Raw genomic sequence first — 17,982 nt, 5'->3', positions numbered from 1 at the left:
ACCTAAAGAGATGACATTTCAGGAAGAGATCTTACAGGGTATTCCAGCGGAATTGCCGGTAGAAAGAAGCAGAGATAGTAAAGTGAGCCATGCGCCCAAGCGTAAGGATATATTGGATAGGGAAGAGAAGAAACTCGCTTTGCGGAATGCACTGCGCTATTTTCCAAAAGAATGGCACGCTGTACTGGGGAAGGAGTTTTTGGAAGAACTTGAACAGTACGGACGTATCTATATGTATCGTTTTATGCCTTCATATGACCTTTATGCAAGGCCTGTAACGGAGTATCCTGCAAAAAGCCGTCATGCGGCAGCTATTATGCTGATGATTCAGAATAATCTGGATCCTGCCGTGGCACAGCATCCCGAGGAACTGATTACGTACGGGGGTAACGGTGCTGTGTTTCAGAACTGGGCACAATACAGACTTACAATGCAATATCTGGCGAATATGGAAGATAACCAGACTCTGCATATGTATAGCGGACATCCGATGGGTTTGTTTCCTTCGTCGGCTTTTGCTCCGCGTGTCATCGTGACGAATGGTATGATGATACCGAATTATTCTAAACCGGACGATTGGGAACGTTATAATGCTTTAGGAGTAACGCAATACGGCCAGATGACAGCAGGATCTTATATGTATATCGGTCCGCAGGGTATTGTGCACGGCACGACGATTACAGTAATGAATGCATTGCGTAAAAAGCTGAAAGCTGGGGAAGATACGAAAGGAAAAGTTTTTCTGACATCTGGTCTGGGAGGAATGAGTGGTGCACAGCCAAAGGCCGGAAATATTGCCCGTTGTATTACAGTATGTGCAGAGGTCAATCCGGATGCCGCTCATAAGCGACATAAACAGGGCTGGGTGGATGAATTATTCGAGGATATTGATAAACTTGTCGTACGATTAAAGTCGGCAATAGCCCAACAGGAAGTCGTTTCACTGGCTTATATTGGTAATGTGGTGGATCTTTGGGAACGGTTTTATGAAGAAGAGATTTTTGTGACGGTGGGTAGCGATCAGACTTCACTGCATAATCCCTGGTCTGGAGGTTATTACCCGGTAGGGCTGGGGTTTGAAGAAGCAAACCGCATGATTGCAGAAGAGCCGGAGTTGTTTAAGCAGAAGGTAAAAGAAACATTGGTAAGACATGTGGAAGCGATCAATAAGCATACGGCCAGAGGAACGTATTTCTTTGATTATGGAAATGCCTTTCTTCTGGAATCCGGTCGGGCAGGTGCAGATGTGTTTGCCGTGAATGGTACGGATTTCAGGTATTCGTCGTATGTACAGGATATTTTAGGGCCCATGTGTTTTGATTATGGCTTTGGGCCATTCAGATGGGTGTGTACCTCGGGGCTTGAAGCTGATCTTCAATTGACGGATCAACTGGCACTCGAAGTGATGCTTGAATTGCAGGCCGATGCTCCTCAGGAGATCGTGCAACAACTGGAAGATAATATTCAGTGGATTAAGGCCGCACAGGCTAATAGGCTTGTTGTAGGTTCTCAGGCCCGCATATTGTACGCAGATGCGGAAGGAAGGATCCGAATTGCTCAGAAATTTAATGAAGCCGTGAGAACCGGACGATTGTCTGCTCCGGTAGTTCTGGGTCGGGATCATCATGATGTTAGTGGTACGGATTCTCCTTACAGAGAGACGAGCAATATCTATGATGGCAGTAAATTTACCGCTGATATGGCTATACATAATGTGATTGGAGATAGTTTCCGCGGAGCAAGCTGGGTTTCTATTCACAATGGTGGTGGTGTTGGCTGGGGAGAAGTGATCAATGGCGGATTCGGAATGGTTCTTGACGGAACTTCTGAAGCTGATGAAAAATTAGTACAGATGTTATTTTTTGATGTAAATAACGGTATCGCCAGACGTGCGTGGGCTCGCAATCCGGAAGCTATATCGGCTATAGAACGTGAATTGCAACGTTCCAGACAGTTGCAGGTTACGCGGGCTTCACTGGTTGATGATGCTATTATTGATCACTTATTCTAAAGGACAGGAAATATGGGGCATTTACAGATTGAAGATTACCATCCGGGGAATCCTCTTTTGTGGCAGGGAAGGACTGATGGCACTGACAGTGCTTCTCTGCGTTGGCATCAGGTTGTTCAATGTATTGATCTTTCGGATGTAGGAACACTGTTACCCGGAAGTTATGTCTTGCTGGGATTTTGTAGTGATGAAGGGGTAAGACGTAATTCGGGCAGGGTAGGTGCTGTGCAGGGACCAAAATCTATACGCGAGGTGCTGCGTAATCTTCCTGTACATCACGATGCAGATGTGATCGTGTACGATGGGGGAGATATTCTGTGTACAGAAGGTCATCTGGAACAGGCTCAGCGACAGCTCAGTTTAGTGATCCGGAAGGTTTTGGAACTCGGTGGTTTTCCGATTGTACTGGGAGGCGGACATGAAGTCACATACGGACATTTTCAGGCTGTATATCAATCTTTAGGAGAATTGCAGGAAATCGGTATTATTAACTTTGATGCACATTTTGATTTGCGTAAACCTGTAGATGGGGTAGCTACTTCAGGTACGGGCTTCTTTCAGATAGCTGAAGATTTACACAAACAAAGTAAACAGCTACACTATCTGGCGCTTGGTATACAGAAAATCAGCAATACAAAGGTTTTGTTTGATACAGCACATGATTTTGGCGCAACTTATATTACTGCGGAAGAGTTGGGTAACCCGCTCCGGCAGGAACATATACTTGTTCAGTTGGAACAGTTTATTGCAGAAGTAGACTGTATTTATATGACGATTGATCTGGATGTATTTGCTGCAGCGTACGCTCCTGGAGTAAGTGCTGCTGCTTTTTGTGGAATTTTACCGGATCAGCACTTTTTTAAGCTGTTACATACTATTCTGAACAGCGGGAAATTAAGATCATATGATATTGCTGAACTTAATCCTGTCTTTGATGTGGATAACAGGACGGCGAAACTGGCAGCTGATCTGATTTTTAAATCTGTATCGGGGTAAGCAAAAAGTAAGACTTTATAATAATAGAAAAAGCCACTACATGTAGTGGCTTTTTCTATTATAATGTTATGTAAATGGTTATACATTTACTGTTGCATCCATTTGGAAATCTTCATTCATCAAGTGTACGATTTCAGTTGCTTTCTCGTAGTTCGTTGATTTTTTAGAGAAGAAGTCATGCTGTGTCGTCTCTGTATTCAAACCATTCAGCACGATCGGGTTGACTTGTTTTACCTCAAAAATAGGATCGAAACCTAAGTTCATCAATGCTTTGTTACCGTTGTAACGTACATATTCTTTCACTTCTGCTGTTAATCCTACAACAGTGTAGATCTCTTCTGTGTATTTCAATTCGTTTTCATAAAGCTCATTCAATAGGGTAAGGAAACGGGCTTTAACTTCTTCTTTATTTGGAATACGTCTGAAAATATCCTGTGCAATTAATCCAACGAATACACCGTGGATAGATTCATCTGCAATGATTTTCTTGATAATATCTGCTGAAGCTACCATCTGACCTTGTCCACATAACCAAAGCGGCAGGAAGAAACCGGAATAGAACAGGAATGATTCCAGTAATACGGACGCTCCCAAGGCCATGAACAATTCTTCGTCTGTAGGATCTTCTTTATCAATAGAACGGTAATATTTGTCGATTGTCTGCGCTTTAAACTGCAGGTGCTTATTCTGCTCTACCCATCCGAATACGTCATTGATCTCATTGGTCGTAGATACGGTCGTGAAAATAGTAGAATATGATTTGGCGTGGATCGCTTCCATCATACACATATAAGACAATACAGCTTTATTCTGAAGAGAATCGATATGATCAATGATCTTCGGCATTCCGGTGTGGCTCTGTAATGTATCTAACAATGTCAGTCCGCCTAATGCTTTTTTGTAACATTCTTTCATATCCCAGCTCAGACCTTTCCAGCTGTCAATATCTTTTGAAGGAATGTATTCGGTATCGATCCAGAACTGTTTTATATTCTGCTCCCAGAACATTAATGCATAATCATTGTCCGGGGTATTCCAGTTTACCGCTCTAATTTTTCTGTTCATGGTGGTATTCGTTAAAAGAAGCCGAATACTAACGACTGGTGTCGTTGATATTCAGCTTCTGTATGAGTTAAGTACTTTTTAAACTTTTATGCTGAACAAGATACACACTCATCGATAGTAGATTTGCGTGTACGTGTATAATAAAGGGATTTCAACCCTAATTTATGTGCATAGATATAATATTTTGCCAGATCACGTGTCGAATCTTTCGAGTTCGTGTGGAGGATAGTAGACACTCCCTGATCAATGTGACGCTGGATAACTGAGATCAGACGCAATACTTTCATCTGGTCCATATCGTATGCCGATTTGAAATAGAAGTAGTTATCGTTTGTCAGGTATGGCATCGGATAGTAGGTTGTACTGTCTCCGTACTCACGTACTTCAATAATATCTACAATCGGCATTACTGATGCAGTTGCGTTCATGATATATGATGTAGACTGGTTCGGTGCGATTGCCAGACGGTAAGCGTGGTATACACCATGTTCTTTGACCTGTTCTTTCAGTTGTGCCCAATCTTCAATAGTAGGGATATGCATACCTTCGAACAGTTCTTTGACTTTGTCCGATTTAGGCATATAGTCTCTGTTCAGGTATTTGTCGAAATAAGTACCGTCTGCATATGCTGATTTTTCACATCCTACAAATGTTCTCTGACGTTCTTTGGCAATTTCCATAGAAGCTTCCAAAGAGTAGTAGTTCATCATCATAAAGAACGTATTGGCAAAATCTAATGCTTCGTCTGATTCGTACATGATAAAGCTTTTTGCTAAGAATCCGTGCAGATTCATTGCTCCCAGGCCTACGGAATGTAGCTCGCGGTTTGCTTTGGCAATGGATGGAACCATTTCGATATCTGTTACATCAGAAACTACTGTAAGGGCACGCATGGCTGTCTTAACGGTTTCTTTGATGCGTTTGTTGTCCATTACGGTTGCTATGTTCAGCGAACCCAGATTACAGGAGATACCATAACGAATGGTATCTTCTTTACCGTAGATGTTAATGTCTGAAACTTCTGATACCTGCATGATCTCTGTACACAGGTTAGAAAATTTCACTTTACCCAATCCGTTCAGGGCATGCTCACGATTTGCATTTTCCTTGAAGAAGATATATGGGTATCCTGATTCTTTTTGCGTTTGTGCAATCTTCACCAGTAGGTGGCGTGCATTGATTTTTTTCTTCTTGATGTTTGGATTGGTAATCAGTTCCTCGTACATCAGATCCATATCTAATTCGTCCAGATACTGACCATATTCCTGCATTACGGTATGCGGATAGATCAGGTAAGCTGCTTCGTCTTTTTCAGCCAGTTCCATGAATTTATCAGGAACGATGATACCGATAGACAGCGATTTGATACGTACTTTTTCGTCAACGTTGATCTTTTTACAATCCAGAAACTCTTCAATATCCGAGTGGAAGATATTCAGGTATACGGCTCCGGCACCAGGACGTTGTCCTAACTGGTTGGCGTATGAGAACGTGTCTTCCATGATCTTCATGATCGGAAGTACACCTCCTGCTCTTCCTTCCACACCTTTGATCGCTTCACCACGAGCACGGATTTTGGAAATATTGAAAGAGACACCACCACCGATTGATGATAATTTCATTGCAGAATCTACAGCATAACCGATACCGTTAAGGTTGTCACCGATTTCATCAAGGAAACAGGATACCAGCTCTCCGGAACGTTTTTTACCGGCATTCAGGAAAGTCGGGGTAGCAGGTTGATATTCCTGATTGATAAATATCTCGGCATATTCGATCGCTTTAGCGACACCTTCTTCACGTGCTAAGAATAGCGCTACCGCCACTACGCGGTCTTCGTAACGCTCCAGGAATTTTTCACCTGAATCATCACGCAGTGCATAACTCTGAAAGAATTTGAATGCACTCATGAAGGATTGAAAGCGGAATTTCTTAGCATATACAAAATTAAACACCTCTTCCATTTGTTCGAATGTGAACCATTCGTAAAAATTGATGTAGTAATTCTGTTCAATCAGATAATCAATCTTCTCTTTCAATGTATAGAAGAATACCGTATTCTTGTTTACATATTCCAAGAAATAGGCGCGTACAGCTTCTTTGTCTTTGTGTAAGCTATACTCGTCATCATGTTTGATCATGATTTCATTATTAAGCAATATCCAGCTTTTTGCTACCTCGTTCGCTATCATAGTTATGATTCTTTATGATGTCAATAAATTGATTAATATCTTCCATCGTTCCTGACAATTCAAATTTGAATGCCAGAGGGATGTCAAAGTCTGCAGCTATTTTGTCTGCTGCAAGACCGAAATTTCTACCCCAATTGCGGTTTCCGCTAGATGTAACGGAGTTGATCATTGCAGATGCTCTTTTCATAAACAACAGCGTCTGCTCCGGGACTTGTCCGAAATTGGTGGTAAACGTGACCAGATGACCGGGTTCTGTTACTTCCAGATCTTCTGTGATCTTATGTCCGTGCCAACCGGTGATCTGGGTCAGCTTGTCCATAAAACGTTGTACATTGCCGGTTTTAGAGTCGTAGTAGATGTGTATCATAGCAGTATGTGGTTTAGATGATACCTGCTATTTACTGTGCAATAGACGCTAATTCTTCCGGCTTAAATCCAATGATACGGCTTTTGATCTCTTCGTCTTCCAATACGATGACGGTAGGAACGGTACGAACTTTAAACTTGACAGCTAACTCAGGCTGATCAAAAGGATTGATAGTCTCGTACTGAATACCTTTCTGATCGAGGTATGCCGATACTTGTGCACATGGTGCACAGTCATTTTTTTCAAATTTGATGATTCTTGCCATGATATTAAAGTTAAAAGCCAGACCTTCACTTCAGGTGATAAGTTAGTGTCTGAAGATGATGAAAACGTATAGCCAGGAGGGTATTTCCTCTTGACCTGAACAAATATCAACTATTTTAAATAGGAGGGGTAATGATACTTTTCCACACTAGATCAAAACAAACTGTATAAACTGCGTTCCTGTGTTTGTTTTTTGTAGTAACCGTTTGTTTTTCAGTATATATATAGAATGTGGATAACTTTAAAATTAATTTTGTGGAGTAATTTCTACAGGTAAAACTTGTAAAAATTGATGACAAAATATAGACAAAAAAACGCAGTTAAAATTCGGTTTTTTGCTGTTTTTTTTGAATACTAAATTTAAGATGAGATTTGCAATACTTTTATTCAGAAAAGTACTTTTTTGATAATTTTTACAGGCGATCTGAAAAGTTTTCCGACGTGTGAGGAAGAGAAGTATGGAAGAGAAGTAAAGAGTAACAGACAAAAAATCCATTAAGATTTTTTGTCTGTTATTTTTATGAGGCAAGTCAGATTATTTGACGGCTTTTACCGTAAACGGAACTGCATGTTCGCCCCAGATTAACTGTACTTTTCCGGATTTATCTGCGCTGATTTTAAACTGTTCCTGTGCGGTGTCTGCTGCAGTAGGCGTCACATCTACGCGCAGCGCATCTTCGCTCTGTTCATATTTAGTACCCCACTGATTCCAGGTTTTGTTAAAGATCAGTGTGATCTGTTGTTCTCCGGGAATGCTGTAAAGACTGTATTTTCCGGCAGGAAGTTCCTGGCCTTCTATGGATACATCTTTATTGATTTCGAATGTGGTGGCTTCGTTAGCTCCTGTACGCCATACTTTGCCTATGGGTGCTACATCAACACCTATCTGACGACCTTTCAGCGAAGGCCGACTGTAATTAACAGCTATTGTAACGCCGTCGTCTGTCGTGATTCTGACACTGTCCGGAGGACTCGGACGTTTGCTCTTGTCTGTCTGCCCGAATGCTGTCGCACTGAGTAATACGAAGAATAATAAGATTGCTTGTGTTTTCATAGTGTTCTAATATACAGTTTGATAGGTTGAAGTTAAGAAAATATTTTTAAGATCAGAGCATTAAATTTTTGTATACGAAAAGAGACATAATGCTGTAATATTTAGTTTTGTTCAATCAGCGTATCAGCATGTAATTATGTACAAAAAATAACAAGCTAAATAAAACAAGGAAGCCCGGCATATTGCCGGGCTTCCTTGTTTTATTTAGTGAAATGTCTGTCGTTGTTCAGACCAGATATTCGAATAATGTCTGGTCTTTATTGACTTCTATAACATCAAACTTATATTCTTTCATCCGGTCAATAAGCGACTGATAATCTTCGGGCTTATTGAGTTCTATACCGACCAGAGCAGGCCCCCTTTCGCGTTCGGTTTTCTTAATAAACTCGAAACGGGTAATATCATCCTTCGGACCTAAAACTTCAGATACGAAGAGTTTCAATGCTCCGGGGCGTTGGGGGAATCTGACAATAAAGTAGTGTTTGTATCCTTCATAGAGCAGGGACAGTTCTTTGATTTCACTCATCCTGTCAATATCATTATTCCCTCCTGAAATAATGCAGACTACTTTTTTGCCTTTTATTTCTTCTTTATGAAATTCTAATGCTGCCACAGAAAGGGCTCCTGCTGGTTCTACTACAATAGCGTCTTTATTGTAAAGTTCAAGTATACAGGTACAGATTTTTCCTTCCGGTATAGAGCGGGTATGATCAAGTAGCTGACGGGCTATTTCGAAGGTTGTAGCTCCAATTTTTTTGACTGCGGCTCCATCAACGAATTTGTTGATCTGCCCCAGTTCCACCGGCTCTCCGGCGCTTAATGCAGCTTGCATAGAAGGAGCTCCTTCAGGCTCAATCCCAAAGCATTTGATCGCATTGTTCTTTCCTTTGAGGTAGTGGCTCACACCTGCTGCAAGCCCGCCTCCACCTATAGGAATAAATACAACATCCAGATCCGGAAGATCCTGAAGCACTTCTACTGCTACGGTACCTTGTCCTTCTATTACCTTGAGATCATCAAAAGGCGGAATAAAGGTCATGCCATGTTCCTCTGCATAGGTCAATGCTGATTTTTGACAATCATCAAAGGTATCTCCCGTCAACACGATCTCTACATTGCCATTTCCCCACATTTCAGTTTGTGATATTTTCTGCTTGGGAGTTGGGCCGGGCATGAATATTACGCCTTTGATATTGAGTTTTCGACAGGAGAAAGCGACGCCTTGTGCATGATTGCCGGCACTTGCACATACGACACCGCGGTTTCTTTCGTCTTCCGAAAGGTTGACGATCTTATTGTAAGCACCACGCAATTTGTAGGAACGGACGATCTGGAGATCTTCACGTTTTAAATAGACTTCGGCTTGATATTTCTCAGAAAGATGTTGATTGTATTGCAATGGGGTTCTGTTAACCACATCTTTGATCTGTTCTAACGTCTGTTCTGAGTTTATGTTTAGGGTTGATAGATCGAAACTCATTTTGTAGGTGAAAAGTGAAAAATAAAAGTCAAGGTTGAGGGCTGTAAAATTACCGCCATTGTGCATGCTGTCCGGTTTCTGTTCTTTAATGGATTACCGGATCTAATGCACAATGACGATTATGCTCTTTTAACCTTGTCTTGAAGTGACTAAGGTGACTAAATCTTCGTCACAAATGTCTTTTTTTGCATCAGCCAGTACTAAGAAACGTTGGTAAGTAAGTGCTAATTCTTCTTTTTCCAGTTGATAACCAAGGCGTTCCAGATGGTGTTTCAAGGCGTGACGACCTGAACGTGCCGTGAGGATAATGTCTGCTTCTAACAAGCCTACATCTTCGGGACGGATAATCTCATATGTTTCTCTGTGTTTGAGGAATCCGTCCTGGTGAATACCTGAACTGTGTGCAAATGCATTACGCCCTACGATAGCTTTATTTGGCTGTACAGGCATGTTCATCATTTCACTGACCTTTCTGCTGATGTAGGTAAACATCTGGCTATTGATGTTGGAAGTCAGGCCTCCAAACACCTGATTGTGTACTTTCAGTATCATGGCTACCTCTTCCAGAGAAGTATTTCCGGCACGTTCACCTATACCGTTGATGGTACATTCTACCTGACGGGCACCATTTTGTACGGCTGCGATAGAATTGGCTGTAGCGAGCCCTAAATCGTTGTGGCAATGTGCAGAAATAATAGCCTGATCAATATTCTTTACATTTTCTTTTAAGAATTTGATTTTGGCTCCATATTGATCGGGCAGGCAATATCCGTTTGTATCCGGAATATTAACTACTGTAGCACCTGCTGCAATCACGGCTTCTACCATTTTTGCAAGGTATTCCAGGTCTGCACGTCCTGCATCTTCTGCATAGAATTCTACGTCTTCTACGTAGGATTTGGCATGTTTGACTGCAGACACAGCACGCTCCAGAATTTCTTCACGTGTGCTGTTGAATTTATATTGGATATGCAGATCTGATGAACCGATACCGGTATGAATACGGGGTCTTTTTGCAAATTTCAGTGCTTCAGCAGCCACATCGATATCATTTTTATTGGCACGGGTCAGTGCACATATAATGACATCGTTTACCGCTTTTGACAACTCGACTACGGATTGAAAATCACCGGGACTGGATACTGGAAAACCGGCTTCGATAACATCGACGCCTAATTTTTCCAAATCTTTGGCAATTTCAATCTTTTCAGGTGTCGTTAACTGACATCCCGGTACCTGTTCGCCATCGCGAAGAGTCGTATCGAAAATGTATAAGTGATTTGGATCGTGTAACATACTTTTAAGTTTTTATGTTTGACCTTGATTAATTCTATTTAATAAACTCTAATACCCTGGCACCCATTTCTTTTGTGCCTAACACTTGTTCTGCAGGTGTGGAAGCATTTGCAATATCTCCTGTTCTCCATCCCGCTTTGAGGGTGTCAGCTACAGCCTGTGTCAGCTCTTTCGCTTCTGTATGAAGACCAAAACTGATGTCTAGCATGAGTGCTGCAGACAGAATAGAAGCAAGCGGATTCGCTTTGTTTTGTCCGGCAATGTCGTGCGCTGAGCCGTGTATAGGTTCGAAGAAGCCTGTACCGTCTCCTACAGAAGCAGATGCCAGCATGCCCATTGATCCTGCGATTTGAGAAGCTTCATCTGTCAGGATATCTCCGAAAAGATTAGCTGTAAGTACAACATCAAATTTTTTAGGATTTTTGACAAGTTGCATGGCTGCATTATCGATAAACATATGCTCGGTCTCTACGTCCGAATATTCTTTTGCCAGCTCCTGTACGACTTCTCTCCACAGGCGGGAGGTTTCCAATACGTTGGCTTTATCTACTGAACACAACTTTTTGCTACGGGTACGAGCTGCTTCGTACGCTTTACGTGCTATACGTTCTACTTCGTAGCGATGGTAATTCATCAGATCGGAAGCGAATGTATTGTCTTCGTTTCTTTTTTTCTCTCCAAAATACACATCTCCTGTCAATTCTCTGAAAAACAGAATATCTGTTCCGCGTAATACTTCAGGTTTCAGACTGGAAGCGTCTAATAGTTCGTCAAACAGAAGAATAGGGCGTAGATTGGCATACAGGCCCAATTCTTTCCGGATCTTTAAAAGGCCTTGTTCCGGACGTACTTTTGCTGAAGGATCATTATCGTATTTAGCATGACCGATGGCTCCGAAAAGAATAGCATCACTGGATTTTGCCTTTTCCAGTGTTTCTGCCGGAAGCGGATCGCCTGTTGCTTCAATTGCTGTATGTCCCATAATGGCTTCATCAAAGATGAAATCGTGTCCATACTTTGTCGCAACTTTCTCTAATGCTTTCTTACCCCAGGTCGTAACCTCCTGACCAATCCCGTCTCCAGGGATAATCAATATATTTTTTTTCATGTTATGCGTTTTCTAATGCTGTTTCTACAGCTTTTACTTTTCCGTTTTCTAAAATTATTCTGTTGTCAATACAGGACGGCAGTTGTGTCTCAAAATGCCCCACATAGATCAGAGTATTGCCGTGTGAACAGAGTTCATCTACAATTGCATTGAATTGCTTGGTCTGTTCGTAATCCAGGCCCTGACAAGGTTCATCCAGAATCAGTAATTCGGGATTCTTGATAATGGTTCGTGCCAGCAGCACTAACCGTTGTTTGCCTAAAGGGAGTGTAGACAGCAGCTGATTTTTGTATTCTTTTAAATCAAAAAATGCCAATATCTCATCTACTTTTCTTTGTTTTTCAAAGCTCAGATCCCGAAATAACCCTACGCTATCGAAAAATCCGGATGCGATGCTCTGCCATACTTTTGCAGTAGCGTCAAAGTACCAGTGCATCTCCGGAGAGATAATTCCTAAGTGTTCTTTAATTTCCCAGATGCTTTCACCTGAACCTCTTTTTTTACCAAAGAGGGTGATATCATTCGCATAAGCCTGCGGGTGGTCACCATTGATCAGGCTGAGCAGTGTTGATTTTCCGGATCCGTTATGTCCCTGCAACAGCCATTTTTCTCCGGCGCGGACTTCCCAATCAATATTTTTGAGAACTTCTTTTTCATCGTACCGGATGGTCACATTGTGCATGCTTACCATAATGTCTGATGTGACTTTAGGTGGTTGTTGCAGAAATCCTGGCAGCGGTTTGCTGATACGTTCAGCTTCTCTGGAGATTTCTGAAGCGCTGTTTCGTATGTTTAGCTGTCCTTCTTGTATTTCAGCAAAACGATTGATACAGTCCGGATGTTCTTCATCGTTTGAGATCAAAATTAGTGTAACTCCCTCAGAAGCCAGCTGATTGAATACATTATTCAGTTCATGACGGGACTGTTTGTCCAGACCAGTATAAGGCTGATCTATAATCAATATCTGCGGTTGCAGCCACAGTGCTTTTATCAATTGGAGTTTTTTGTGTTCTCCACTGGATAATTCGATTAATTGTGTGTTTTTCTGGTTTTGAAAACCAAATTTGCGGAGGTAAACCTCCAGGTCTTCAGGATTCAGATTTTCCTGTTTTCCGTAATGCATAAATTCGGCATATACGGTCAGTGTATCGTTGCCCTGATGTTTGTTATATCGTTGCTGATAATAAAAATTACGGTCTCCTTCGAGATTGGTAAACTGGTACCAGTTAGAGACGTAAAGTGTTTTTGAGGGTAGGGGACTGGTACTGTCAAAATGAATGTCGACATTTCCGCTGAATTGTACCTGATCAGCAATAGCTAATGCTAAGGTTGTCTTACCGGATCCGCTTTTACCTCCTATTAACCAATTTTCGCCCTGTTCAATTTGCCAATTCAAACTCTGCAATACCGATTGATTGGGGTATTGGACAGTTAAATTGGCAATATGGACGACAGGATTTGACATCATTATTTTGATAATTCGTATTTTTCGATCAACTCTTTTTGGTTAAGAATAAAGTCAATATCATCGTAACCGTTGATCAGACAAGATTTTTTGTAGGGATTAATTTCAAAAGAAGTCTGTGCTCCGTTTTCTACTAATGTGACGGTCTGATTTTCCAGATCTACAATGACTTCTGTATCCGGATTTTTGGTTACTGTTTCAAAAATTGTTTCCAGAAACTCATCGGATACCTGAATCGGCAGTACACCATTGTTTAGCGCATTTCCCTTGAAGATATCAGCAAAGAATGAACTGATGACAACATCAAACCCATAATCTTGTATAGCCCATGCTGCGTGTTCACGGCTGGAACCGCATCCGAAGTTTTTGCCTGCAACTAATATTTTTCCTTTATAAGTCGGATTGTTCATCACAAAATCTGCTTTTGGCTGATTATTGCTGTCGAATCTCCAGTCGCGGAATAGGTTGTTTCCAAATCCTTCTCTGGTCGTTGCTTTCAAAAAACGGGCAGGGATGATCTGGTCTGTATCGATATTTTCAATAGGCAGAGGAACTACCGTTGAATTTAGTTTTTCAAATTTTTTCATCTGTTTTTTAATTTTCCAGCCTTAAATTAATTCCCGGACATCACTTATTTTTCCTGTTACTGCTGCTGCTGCTGCTGTAAGAGGGGATACGAGCATGGTGCGGGCATTAGGTCCCTGACGACCTTCGAAATTACGGTTGGAGGTAGATACGCAGTATTTTCCGGCAGGAATTTTATCTTCATTCATACCCAGACAGGCACTGCATCCGGGTTCACGCAACTGGAAACCTGCAGCTTCAAAAATTTTATCCAAACCTTCTTCGATGGCTTGTTTTTCTACTTGTTTTGAGCCTGGTACGATCCACACTTCTACACCTTGTGCTTTTTGTTTTCCTTTTACAAATGACGCTACTTCGCGCAAGTCTTCTATACGGGAATTGGTACAGCTTCCGATAAATACATAGTCTACGGGTTTGCCTAATACCGGAGCATCATCTGCAAATCCCATATATTCCAGCGCTTTTTTGTACGAAGGCTGTTCTGTCTCCGGCTGTGCTGTAGTAGGAGGAATGCTTTCGCGGATACCCATACCCATACCCGGATTTGTACCATAGGTAATCATAGGGGCAATATCTTCTGCTTTGAAGGTCAACACGCTGTCGAACTGTGCATCTTCATCGCTGTATAAGGTCTGCCAGTAGGCTAATGATTTGTCCCATTCTTCTCCTTTAGGGGCAAATTCACGACCTTTAATATAATCAAAAGTAGTCTGGTCTGGCGCGATAAGTCCGCCACGTGCTCCCATTTCTATACTCATGTTACAGATGGTCATGCGTGCTTCCATGCTTAATGCACGGATTGCAGAACCGGCATACTCGATAAAGTAACCTGTTCCACCTGCAGCAGAGATCTTGGAAATGATGTACAGGATGATATCTTTTGCACCCACTCCGTTTTGCAAAGTTCCGTTCACCTCGATTTTCATCGTTTTAGGTTTTTGCTGTAACAGACACTGTGTTGCAAATACCTGCTCGACCTGAGAAGTTCCTATACCAAATGCAATCGCTCCGAAAGCTCCGTGTGTCGAGGTGTGACTATCTCCACAAACCATTGTCTTGCCCGGAAGTGTAATACCGAGTTCCGGTCCGATCACATGGACGATTCCCTGGAAAGGGTGTCCCAGTCCGTAAAGCTGTATTCCAAATTCTGCACAATTTTTGGATAACATATCTACCTGATAGCGAGATAATTCTTCCTGTATAGGCAGATGTTGATTGAGTGTAGGGACATTGTGGTCGGCAGTAGCTACCGTTTGTTGTGGCCTAAAGACGGGAATACCTCTTTTGCGTAAGCCGTCGAAAGCCTGAGGAGAGGTAACCTCATGGATTAAATGGGTATCTATGTATAGAATATCCGGAAATCCTTCTTCACGCTTGACGACATGTGCGTCCCAAATCTTTTCTACTAATGTTTTTGACATTTCTCGTTCTCTCTTTAATTTTATCAATTTAATAAGGGGTGAAATCCGAATTTTGTAATTTCACCCCTTATTTAATAGTCTAAATTACAAAAATTTAAACAGTTTTAATTGCTTTCATCGCAGTCATTGCTTTTCTTAGCTCTGCACCGACGATTTCTACAGGGTGCGTACGGATTGCTTCGTTCACCGCGATCAGCTCTCTGTTGTCTACCGCACCATCTTTACCTTCGTTGTAATTCTTGCCAATAATGTCTGTATTCACTGTCTTCATGAAATCAGCTAATAAAGGTTTACAAGCGTGATCGAATAAATAACAACCATATTCTGCTGTATCAGAGATTACTCTGTTCATCTCGAATAATTTTTTACGTGCAATTGTATTAGCGATCAAAGGCGTCTCGTGTAAAGATTCGTAATATGCGGATTCAGGTTTGATTCCGGCTTCTACCATTGTTTCAAAGGCCAGTTCAACACCTGCTTTGATGTATGCCACCATAAATACAGCATTGTCAAAGTACTCCTGTTCTCCGATTTTGACATCTCCAGCAGGTGTTTTTTCGAATGCTGTTTCACCTGTTGCTGCTCTCCATCCTAATAAGTTTTTATCATTGTTAGCCCAGTCTTCCATCATGACACGGCTGAATTCTCCGGACATGATATCATCCTGATGTTTCTGGAACAACGGACGCATGATTGTTTTTAACTCTTCAGCGATATCAAATGCTTTGATCTTGGCAACGTTGCTCAATCTGTCCATCATCGCTGTTACACCACCTTGTTTTAAGGCTTCTGTAATGACTTCTACTCCGTATTGTACCAGTTTGGATGCGTATCCTGCATCAATGCCTTTTTCGATCATTTTGTCGAATGAAAGGATAGAACCTGTCTGTAACAAACCACAAAGAATAGTTTGCTCACCCATCAGGTCAGATTTTACTTCTGCCACAAATGAAGAACGTAATACTCCGGCACGGTGACCTCCTGTACCTACACAGTATGCTTTTGCTTCAGCCAGACCTTTTCCCTGCGGATCATTTTCCGGGTGAACAGCGATTAATGTAGGAACACCAAATCCTCTCAGGTACTCAGCGCGTACTTCAGAGCCCGGACATTTAGGCGCGACCATGATAACCGTGATGTCTTTACGGATCTGCATACCTTCTTCTACGATGTTAAAACCGTGGGAATAAGATAATGTTGCTCCTTGTTTCATCAATGGCATTACAGCATTGATGACAGAGGTATGCTGCTTGTCCGGTGTAAGGTTAATGACAACATCTGCTGTAGGGATCAGTTCTTCGTAAGTACCTACGGTGAAGTTATTGTCCGTCGCATTTTTCCAGGAGTCTCTTTTTTGCTCAATTGCTTCTTTACGTAAGGTGTAAGAAACATCTAAACCGCTGTCTCTCAGATTCAGCCCTTGGTTTAAACCTTGAGCACCACATCCCACAATTACCAATTTTTTACCTTTTAAAGCTTCTACACCATCCGCGAATTCAGTGCTGTCCATGAATTCGGCTACGCCCAATTGGTTCAATTGTTCTCTAAGTGGTAATGTGTTGAAATAATTTGCCATTGTTTTAATTCTTTAATATTTTGTTATTAGGTTGTTTACTTATTTTTGATCATCCGGCGTTGAGCCATTGCATATCCATAATGAAGATTATCATGTGCCAGTGTCACCGTCAGTACTTCTTCTATTGTACTCATTTCGGTGCCATATGTGCTTGTGGAGAAAGGTTGTATGCTGGAAAATACTCCGTTATGGTAATCTTTTTCCAGTTTGGAAATGGTTTCCAGAGCATACAATTTTAATTCATCAATTTCTTCTTTGGATACAGGACGCGTAGGTTTTGTATCTTTTTTGTAATCCTCATTGTAGGCGATCGAAGAAGCATCTGCCAGTATCCCGGTTCTGACATAACATAGTGATTGTGTACTGACTACGATATGGCCAAAGTTCCAGATGATATTATTATTGAATCCCTGAGGAATAACATTTAATTCTTCGGTAGTCAGTGAATCAATAAGGGCTAAAAATAGCTTACGGGTCTGAATGATATAGTGAAAAGTATGTGCTATCATGATTACATAGTAAATACGTTGTCTCGCTGATCCAGATATTCGTTCTCCACGATTTCTTCAGAAGGTTGTTTCTTTTCGAATTGTAATAATTTGGAGTGGAATCCAGCGCTATCTTTAATAATCGCAATGCGGGCTCCGCGCACAAACTCGATCAAACCGTATTTGGTAAGTTCTTCCGTTAATTTGTCGATTTCCTCACGATGACCTGCTGTCTCGAATACTGTGTAATCATTGCGGATTACTACTGCGGAAGCGCCGTACTGTCTGAGCAGTCTTTCTACAGGTGCTTTTTCCGCAACGATATCTGTCGGCACTTTATACAGCGCCTGTTCCTGCCAGATCACTTCATCATTAGTATTATAGTATGCCTTTAAGACATCTACCTGTTTTTCCAGCTGACGGCATAATTTGCGTAATACTTCTTCTGTCTCAGTAATGACGATTGTAAACCGGTGGATACCTTCTACTTCTGAAGGAGAAGTATTAAGACTTTCGATATTGATTTTTCTTCTCGAAAATATGGTCGAAATTCTACCGATAAGTCCGATAGAATTTTCTGTATATAAGGTGATGGTAAATTCTTGTTTTTCCAT

At 41.5% G+C, this 17,982-nt stretch carries 16 protein-coding genes; 2 read left to right on the top strand and 14 right to left on the bottom strand.

The window, feature by feature from the left end:
- Positions 1-10: 10 nt before the first annotated feature.
- Together hutU and hutG are read left to right on the top strand one after the other, a co-directional pair.
- Positions 11-2,011, top strand: coding sequence for a urocanate hydratase (hutU, locus tag HMPREF0766_RS18840; RefSeq protein WP_003000827.1), 2,001 nt, complete (start codon positions 11-13; stop codon positions 2,009-2,011).
- A gap of 12 nt (positions 2,012-2,023) precedes the next feature.
- Positions 2,024-3,007, top strand: coding sequence for a formimidoylglutamase (gene hutG, locus HMPREF0766_RS18835; protein ID WP_003000824.1), 984 nt, complete (start codon positions 2,024-2,026; stop codon positions 3,005-3,007).
- Between the two features lie 78 nt (positions 3,008-3,085).
- On the opposite strand, the gene nrdF is transcribed toward hutG, so the two are convergent.
- The 14 genes from nrdF to ilvN all read right to left on the bottom strand — a co-directional run bounded on the left by nrdF (position 3,086) and on the right by ilvN (position 17,982).
- Positions 3,086-4,072, bottom strand: coding sequence for a class 1b ribonucleoside-diphosphate reductase subunit beta (gene nrdF / locus HMPREF0766_RS18830; protein ID WP_003000821.1), 987 nt, complete (start codon positions 4,070-4,072; stop codon positions 3,086-3,088).
- Positions 4,073-4,158: 86 nt separating this feature from the next.
- The gene (gene nrdE, locus HMPREF0766_RS18825) at positions 4,159-6,264 is read right to left on the bottom strand and encodes a class 1b ribonucleoside-diphosphate reductase subunit alpha (protein WP_003000818.1); all 2,106 of its coding nucleotides are present in this window, start codon (positions 6,262-6,264) and stop codon (positions 4,159-4,161) included.
- On the bottom strand, positions 6,224-6,631 hold the full coding sequence (nrdI, locus tag HMPREF0766_RS18820; RefSeq protein ID WP_003000815.1) for a class Ib ribonucleoside-diphosphate reductase assembly flavoprotein NrdI: 408 nt from the start codon (positions 6,629-6,631) through the stop codon (positions 6,224-6,226). The genes nrdE and nrdI overlap by 41 nt, the downstream gene beginning before the upstream one ends.
- A 31-nt stretch (positions 6,632-6,662) precedes the next feature.
- The gene (locus HMPREF0766_RS18815) at positions 6,663-6,896 is read right to left on the bottom strand and encodes a glutaredoxin family protein (protein ID WP_003000813.1); all 234 of its coding nucleotides are present in this window, start codon (positions 6,894-6,896) and stop codon (positions 6,663-6,665) included.
- A gap of 534 nt (positions 6,897-7,430) precedes the next feature.
- Positions 7,431-7,949, bottom strand: coding sequence for a DUF2911 domain-containing protein (locus tag HMPREF0766_RS18810; protein WP_003000810.1), 519 nt, complete (start codon positions 7,947-7,949; stop codon positions 7,431-7,433).
- A 226-nt stretch (positions 7,950-8,175) separates the two neighbouring features.
- Positions 8,176-9,495, bottom strand: coding sequence for a threonine ammonia-lyase IlvA (ilvA, locus tag HMPREF0766_RS18805; protein WP_003000806.1), 1,320 nt, complete (start codon positions 9,493-9,495; stop codon positions 8,176-8,178).
- Positions 9,496-9,558: 63 nt separating this feature from the next.
- On the bottom strand, positions 9,559-10,725 hold the full coding sequence (locus HMPREF0766_RS18800; protein ID WP_003000802.1) for a 2-isopropylmalate synthase: 1,167 nt from the start codon (positions 10,723-10,725) through the stop codon (positions 9,559-9,561).
- 34 nt (positions 10,726-10,759) lie between these two features.
- Positions 10,760-11,833 carry a 3-isopropylmalate dehydrogenase gene (leuB, locus tag HMPREF0766_RS18795; RefSeq protein WP_003000799.1) on the bottom strand — a complete coding sequence of 358 codons (1,074 nt, stop codon included), beginning with the start codon at positions 11,831-11,833 and terminating at the stop codon, positions 10,760-10,762.
- 1 nt (position 11,834) lies between these two features.
- Positions 11,835-13,301: an ATP-binding cassette domain-containing protein gene (locus HMPREF0766_RS18790; protein WP_003000796.1), complete on the bottom strand. Its 1,467-nt coding sequence runs from the start codon at positions 13,299-13,301 to the stop codon at positions 11,835-11,837.
- Positions 13,301-13,885 (bottom strand): 3-isopropylmalate dehydratase small subunit, encoded by a 585-nt coding sequence (leuD, locus tag HMPREF0766_RS18785; RefSeq protein ID WP_003000792.1) that lies wholly within the window; start codon positions 13,883-13,885, stop codon positions 13,301-13,303. The genes HMPREF0766_RS18790 and leuD overlap by 1 nt, the downstream gene beginning before the upstream one ends.
- Positions 13,886-13,906: 21 nt before the next feature.
- Positions 13,907-15,304, bottom strand: coding sequence for a 3-isopropylmalate dehydratase large subunit (gene leuC, locus HMPREF0766_RS18780; protein WP_003000789.1), 1,398 nt, complete (start codon positions 15,302-15,304; stop codon positions 13,907-13,909).
- A gap of 94 nt (positions 15,305-15,398) precedes the next feature.
- Positions 15,399-16,880, bottom strand: coding sequence for a ketol-acid reductoisomerase (ilvC, locus tag HMPREF0766_RS18775; RefSeq protein WP_003000785.1), 1,482 nt, complete (start codon positions 16,878-16,880; stop codon positions 15,399-15,401).
- Between the two features lie 35 nt (positions 16,881-16,915).
- Positions 16,916-17,389, bottom strand: a complete 474-nt coding sequence (locus tag HMPREF0766_RS18770) for a DinB family protein (RefSeq protein WP_003000782.1) — start codon at positions 17,387-17,389, stop codon at positions 16,916-16,918.
- A gap of 2 nt (positions 17,390-17,391) precedes the next feature.
- The gene (ilvN, locus tag HMPREF0766_RS18765) at positions 17,392-17,982 is read right to left on the bottom strand and encodes an acetolactate synthase small subunit (RefSeq protein ID WP_003000779.1); all 591 of its coding nucleotides are present in this window, start codon (positions 17,980-17,982) and stop codon (positions 17,392-17,394) included.

This window comes from Sphingobacterium spiritivorum ATCC 33861, assembly GCF_000143765.1.
GTDB classification, from domain to species: domain Bacteria; phylum Bacteroidota; class Bacteroidia; order Sphingobacteriales; family Sphingobacteriaceae; genus Sphingobacterium; species Sphingobacterium spiritivorum.
Note: the sequence above shows the minus strand (reverse complement) of the source record. Positions and strands in the feature narration are given on the sequence as shown.

What these genes read in the sequence shown, in the direction of transcription:
- hutU (WP_003000827.1), top strand. Translation starts at nt 11, where the DNA reads ATGACATTTCAGGAAGAGATCTTACAGGGTATTCCAGCGGAATTGCCG.
- hutG (WP_003000824.1), top strand. Translation starts at nt 2,024, where the DNA reads ATGGGGCATTTACAGATTGAAGATTACCATCCGGGGAATCCTCTTTTG.
- nrdF (WP_003000821.1), bottom strand. Translation starts at nt 4,072, where the DNA reads ATGAACAGAAAAATTAGAGCGGTAAACTGGAATACCCCGGACAATGAT.
- nrdE (WP_003000818.1), bottom strand. Translation starts at nt 6,264, where the DNA reads ATGATAGCGAACGAGGTAGCAAAAAGCTGGATATTGCTTAATAATGAA.
- nrdI (WP_003000815.1), bottom strand. Translation starts at nt 6,631, where the DNA reads ATGATACACATCTACTACGACTCTAAAACCGGCAATGTACAACGTTTT.
- HMPREF0766_RS18815 (WP_003000813.1), bottom strand. Translation starts at nt 6,896, where the DNA reads ATGGCAAGAATCATCAAATTTGAAAAAAATGACTGTGCACCATGTGCA.
- HMPREF0766_RS18810 (WP_003000810.1), bottom strand. Translation starts at nt 7,949, where the DNA reads ATGAAAACACAAGCAATCTTATTATTCTTCGTATTACTCAGTGCGACA.
- ilvA (WP_003000806.1), bottom strand. Translation starts at nt 9,495, where the DNA reads ATGCACAATGGCGGTAATTTTACAGCCCTCAACCTTGACTTTTATTTT.
- HMPREF0766_RS18800 (WP_003000802.1), bottom strand. Translation starts at nt 10,725, where the DNA reads ATGTTACACGATCCAAATCACTTATACATTTTCGATACGACTCTTCGC.
- leuB (WP_003000799.1), bottom strand. Translation starts at nt 11,833, where the DNA reads ATGAAAAAAAATATATTGATTATCCCTGGAGACGGGATTGGTCAGGAG.
- HMPREF0766_RS18790 (WP_003000796.1), bottom strand. Translation starts at nt 13,301, where the DNA reads ATGATGTCAAATCCTGTCGTCCATATTGCCAATTTAACTGTCCAATAC.
- leuD (WP_003000792.1), bottom strand. Translation starts at nt 13,885, where the DNA reads ATGAAAAAATTTGAAAAACTAAATTCAACGGTAGTTCCTCTGCCTATT.
- leuC (WP_003000789.1), bottom strand. Translation starts at nt 15,304, where the DNA reads ATGTCAAAAACATTAGTAGAAAAGATTTGGGACGCACATGTCGTCAAG.
- ilvC (WP_003000785.1), bottom strand. Translation starts at nt 16,880, where the DNA reads ATGGCAAATTATTTCAACACATTACCACTTAGAGAACAATTGAACCAA.
- HMPREF0766_RS18770 (WP_003000782.1), bottom strand. Translation starts at nt 17,389, where the DNA reads ATGATAGCACATACTTTTCACTATATCATTCAGACCCGTAAGCTATTT.
- ilvN (WP_003000779.1), bottom strand. Translation starts at nt 17,982, where the DNA reads ATGGAAAAACAAGAATTTACCATCACCTTATATACAGAAAATTCTATC.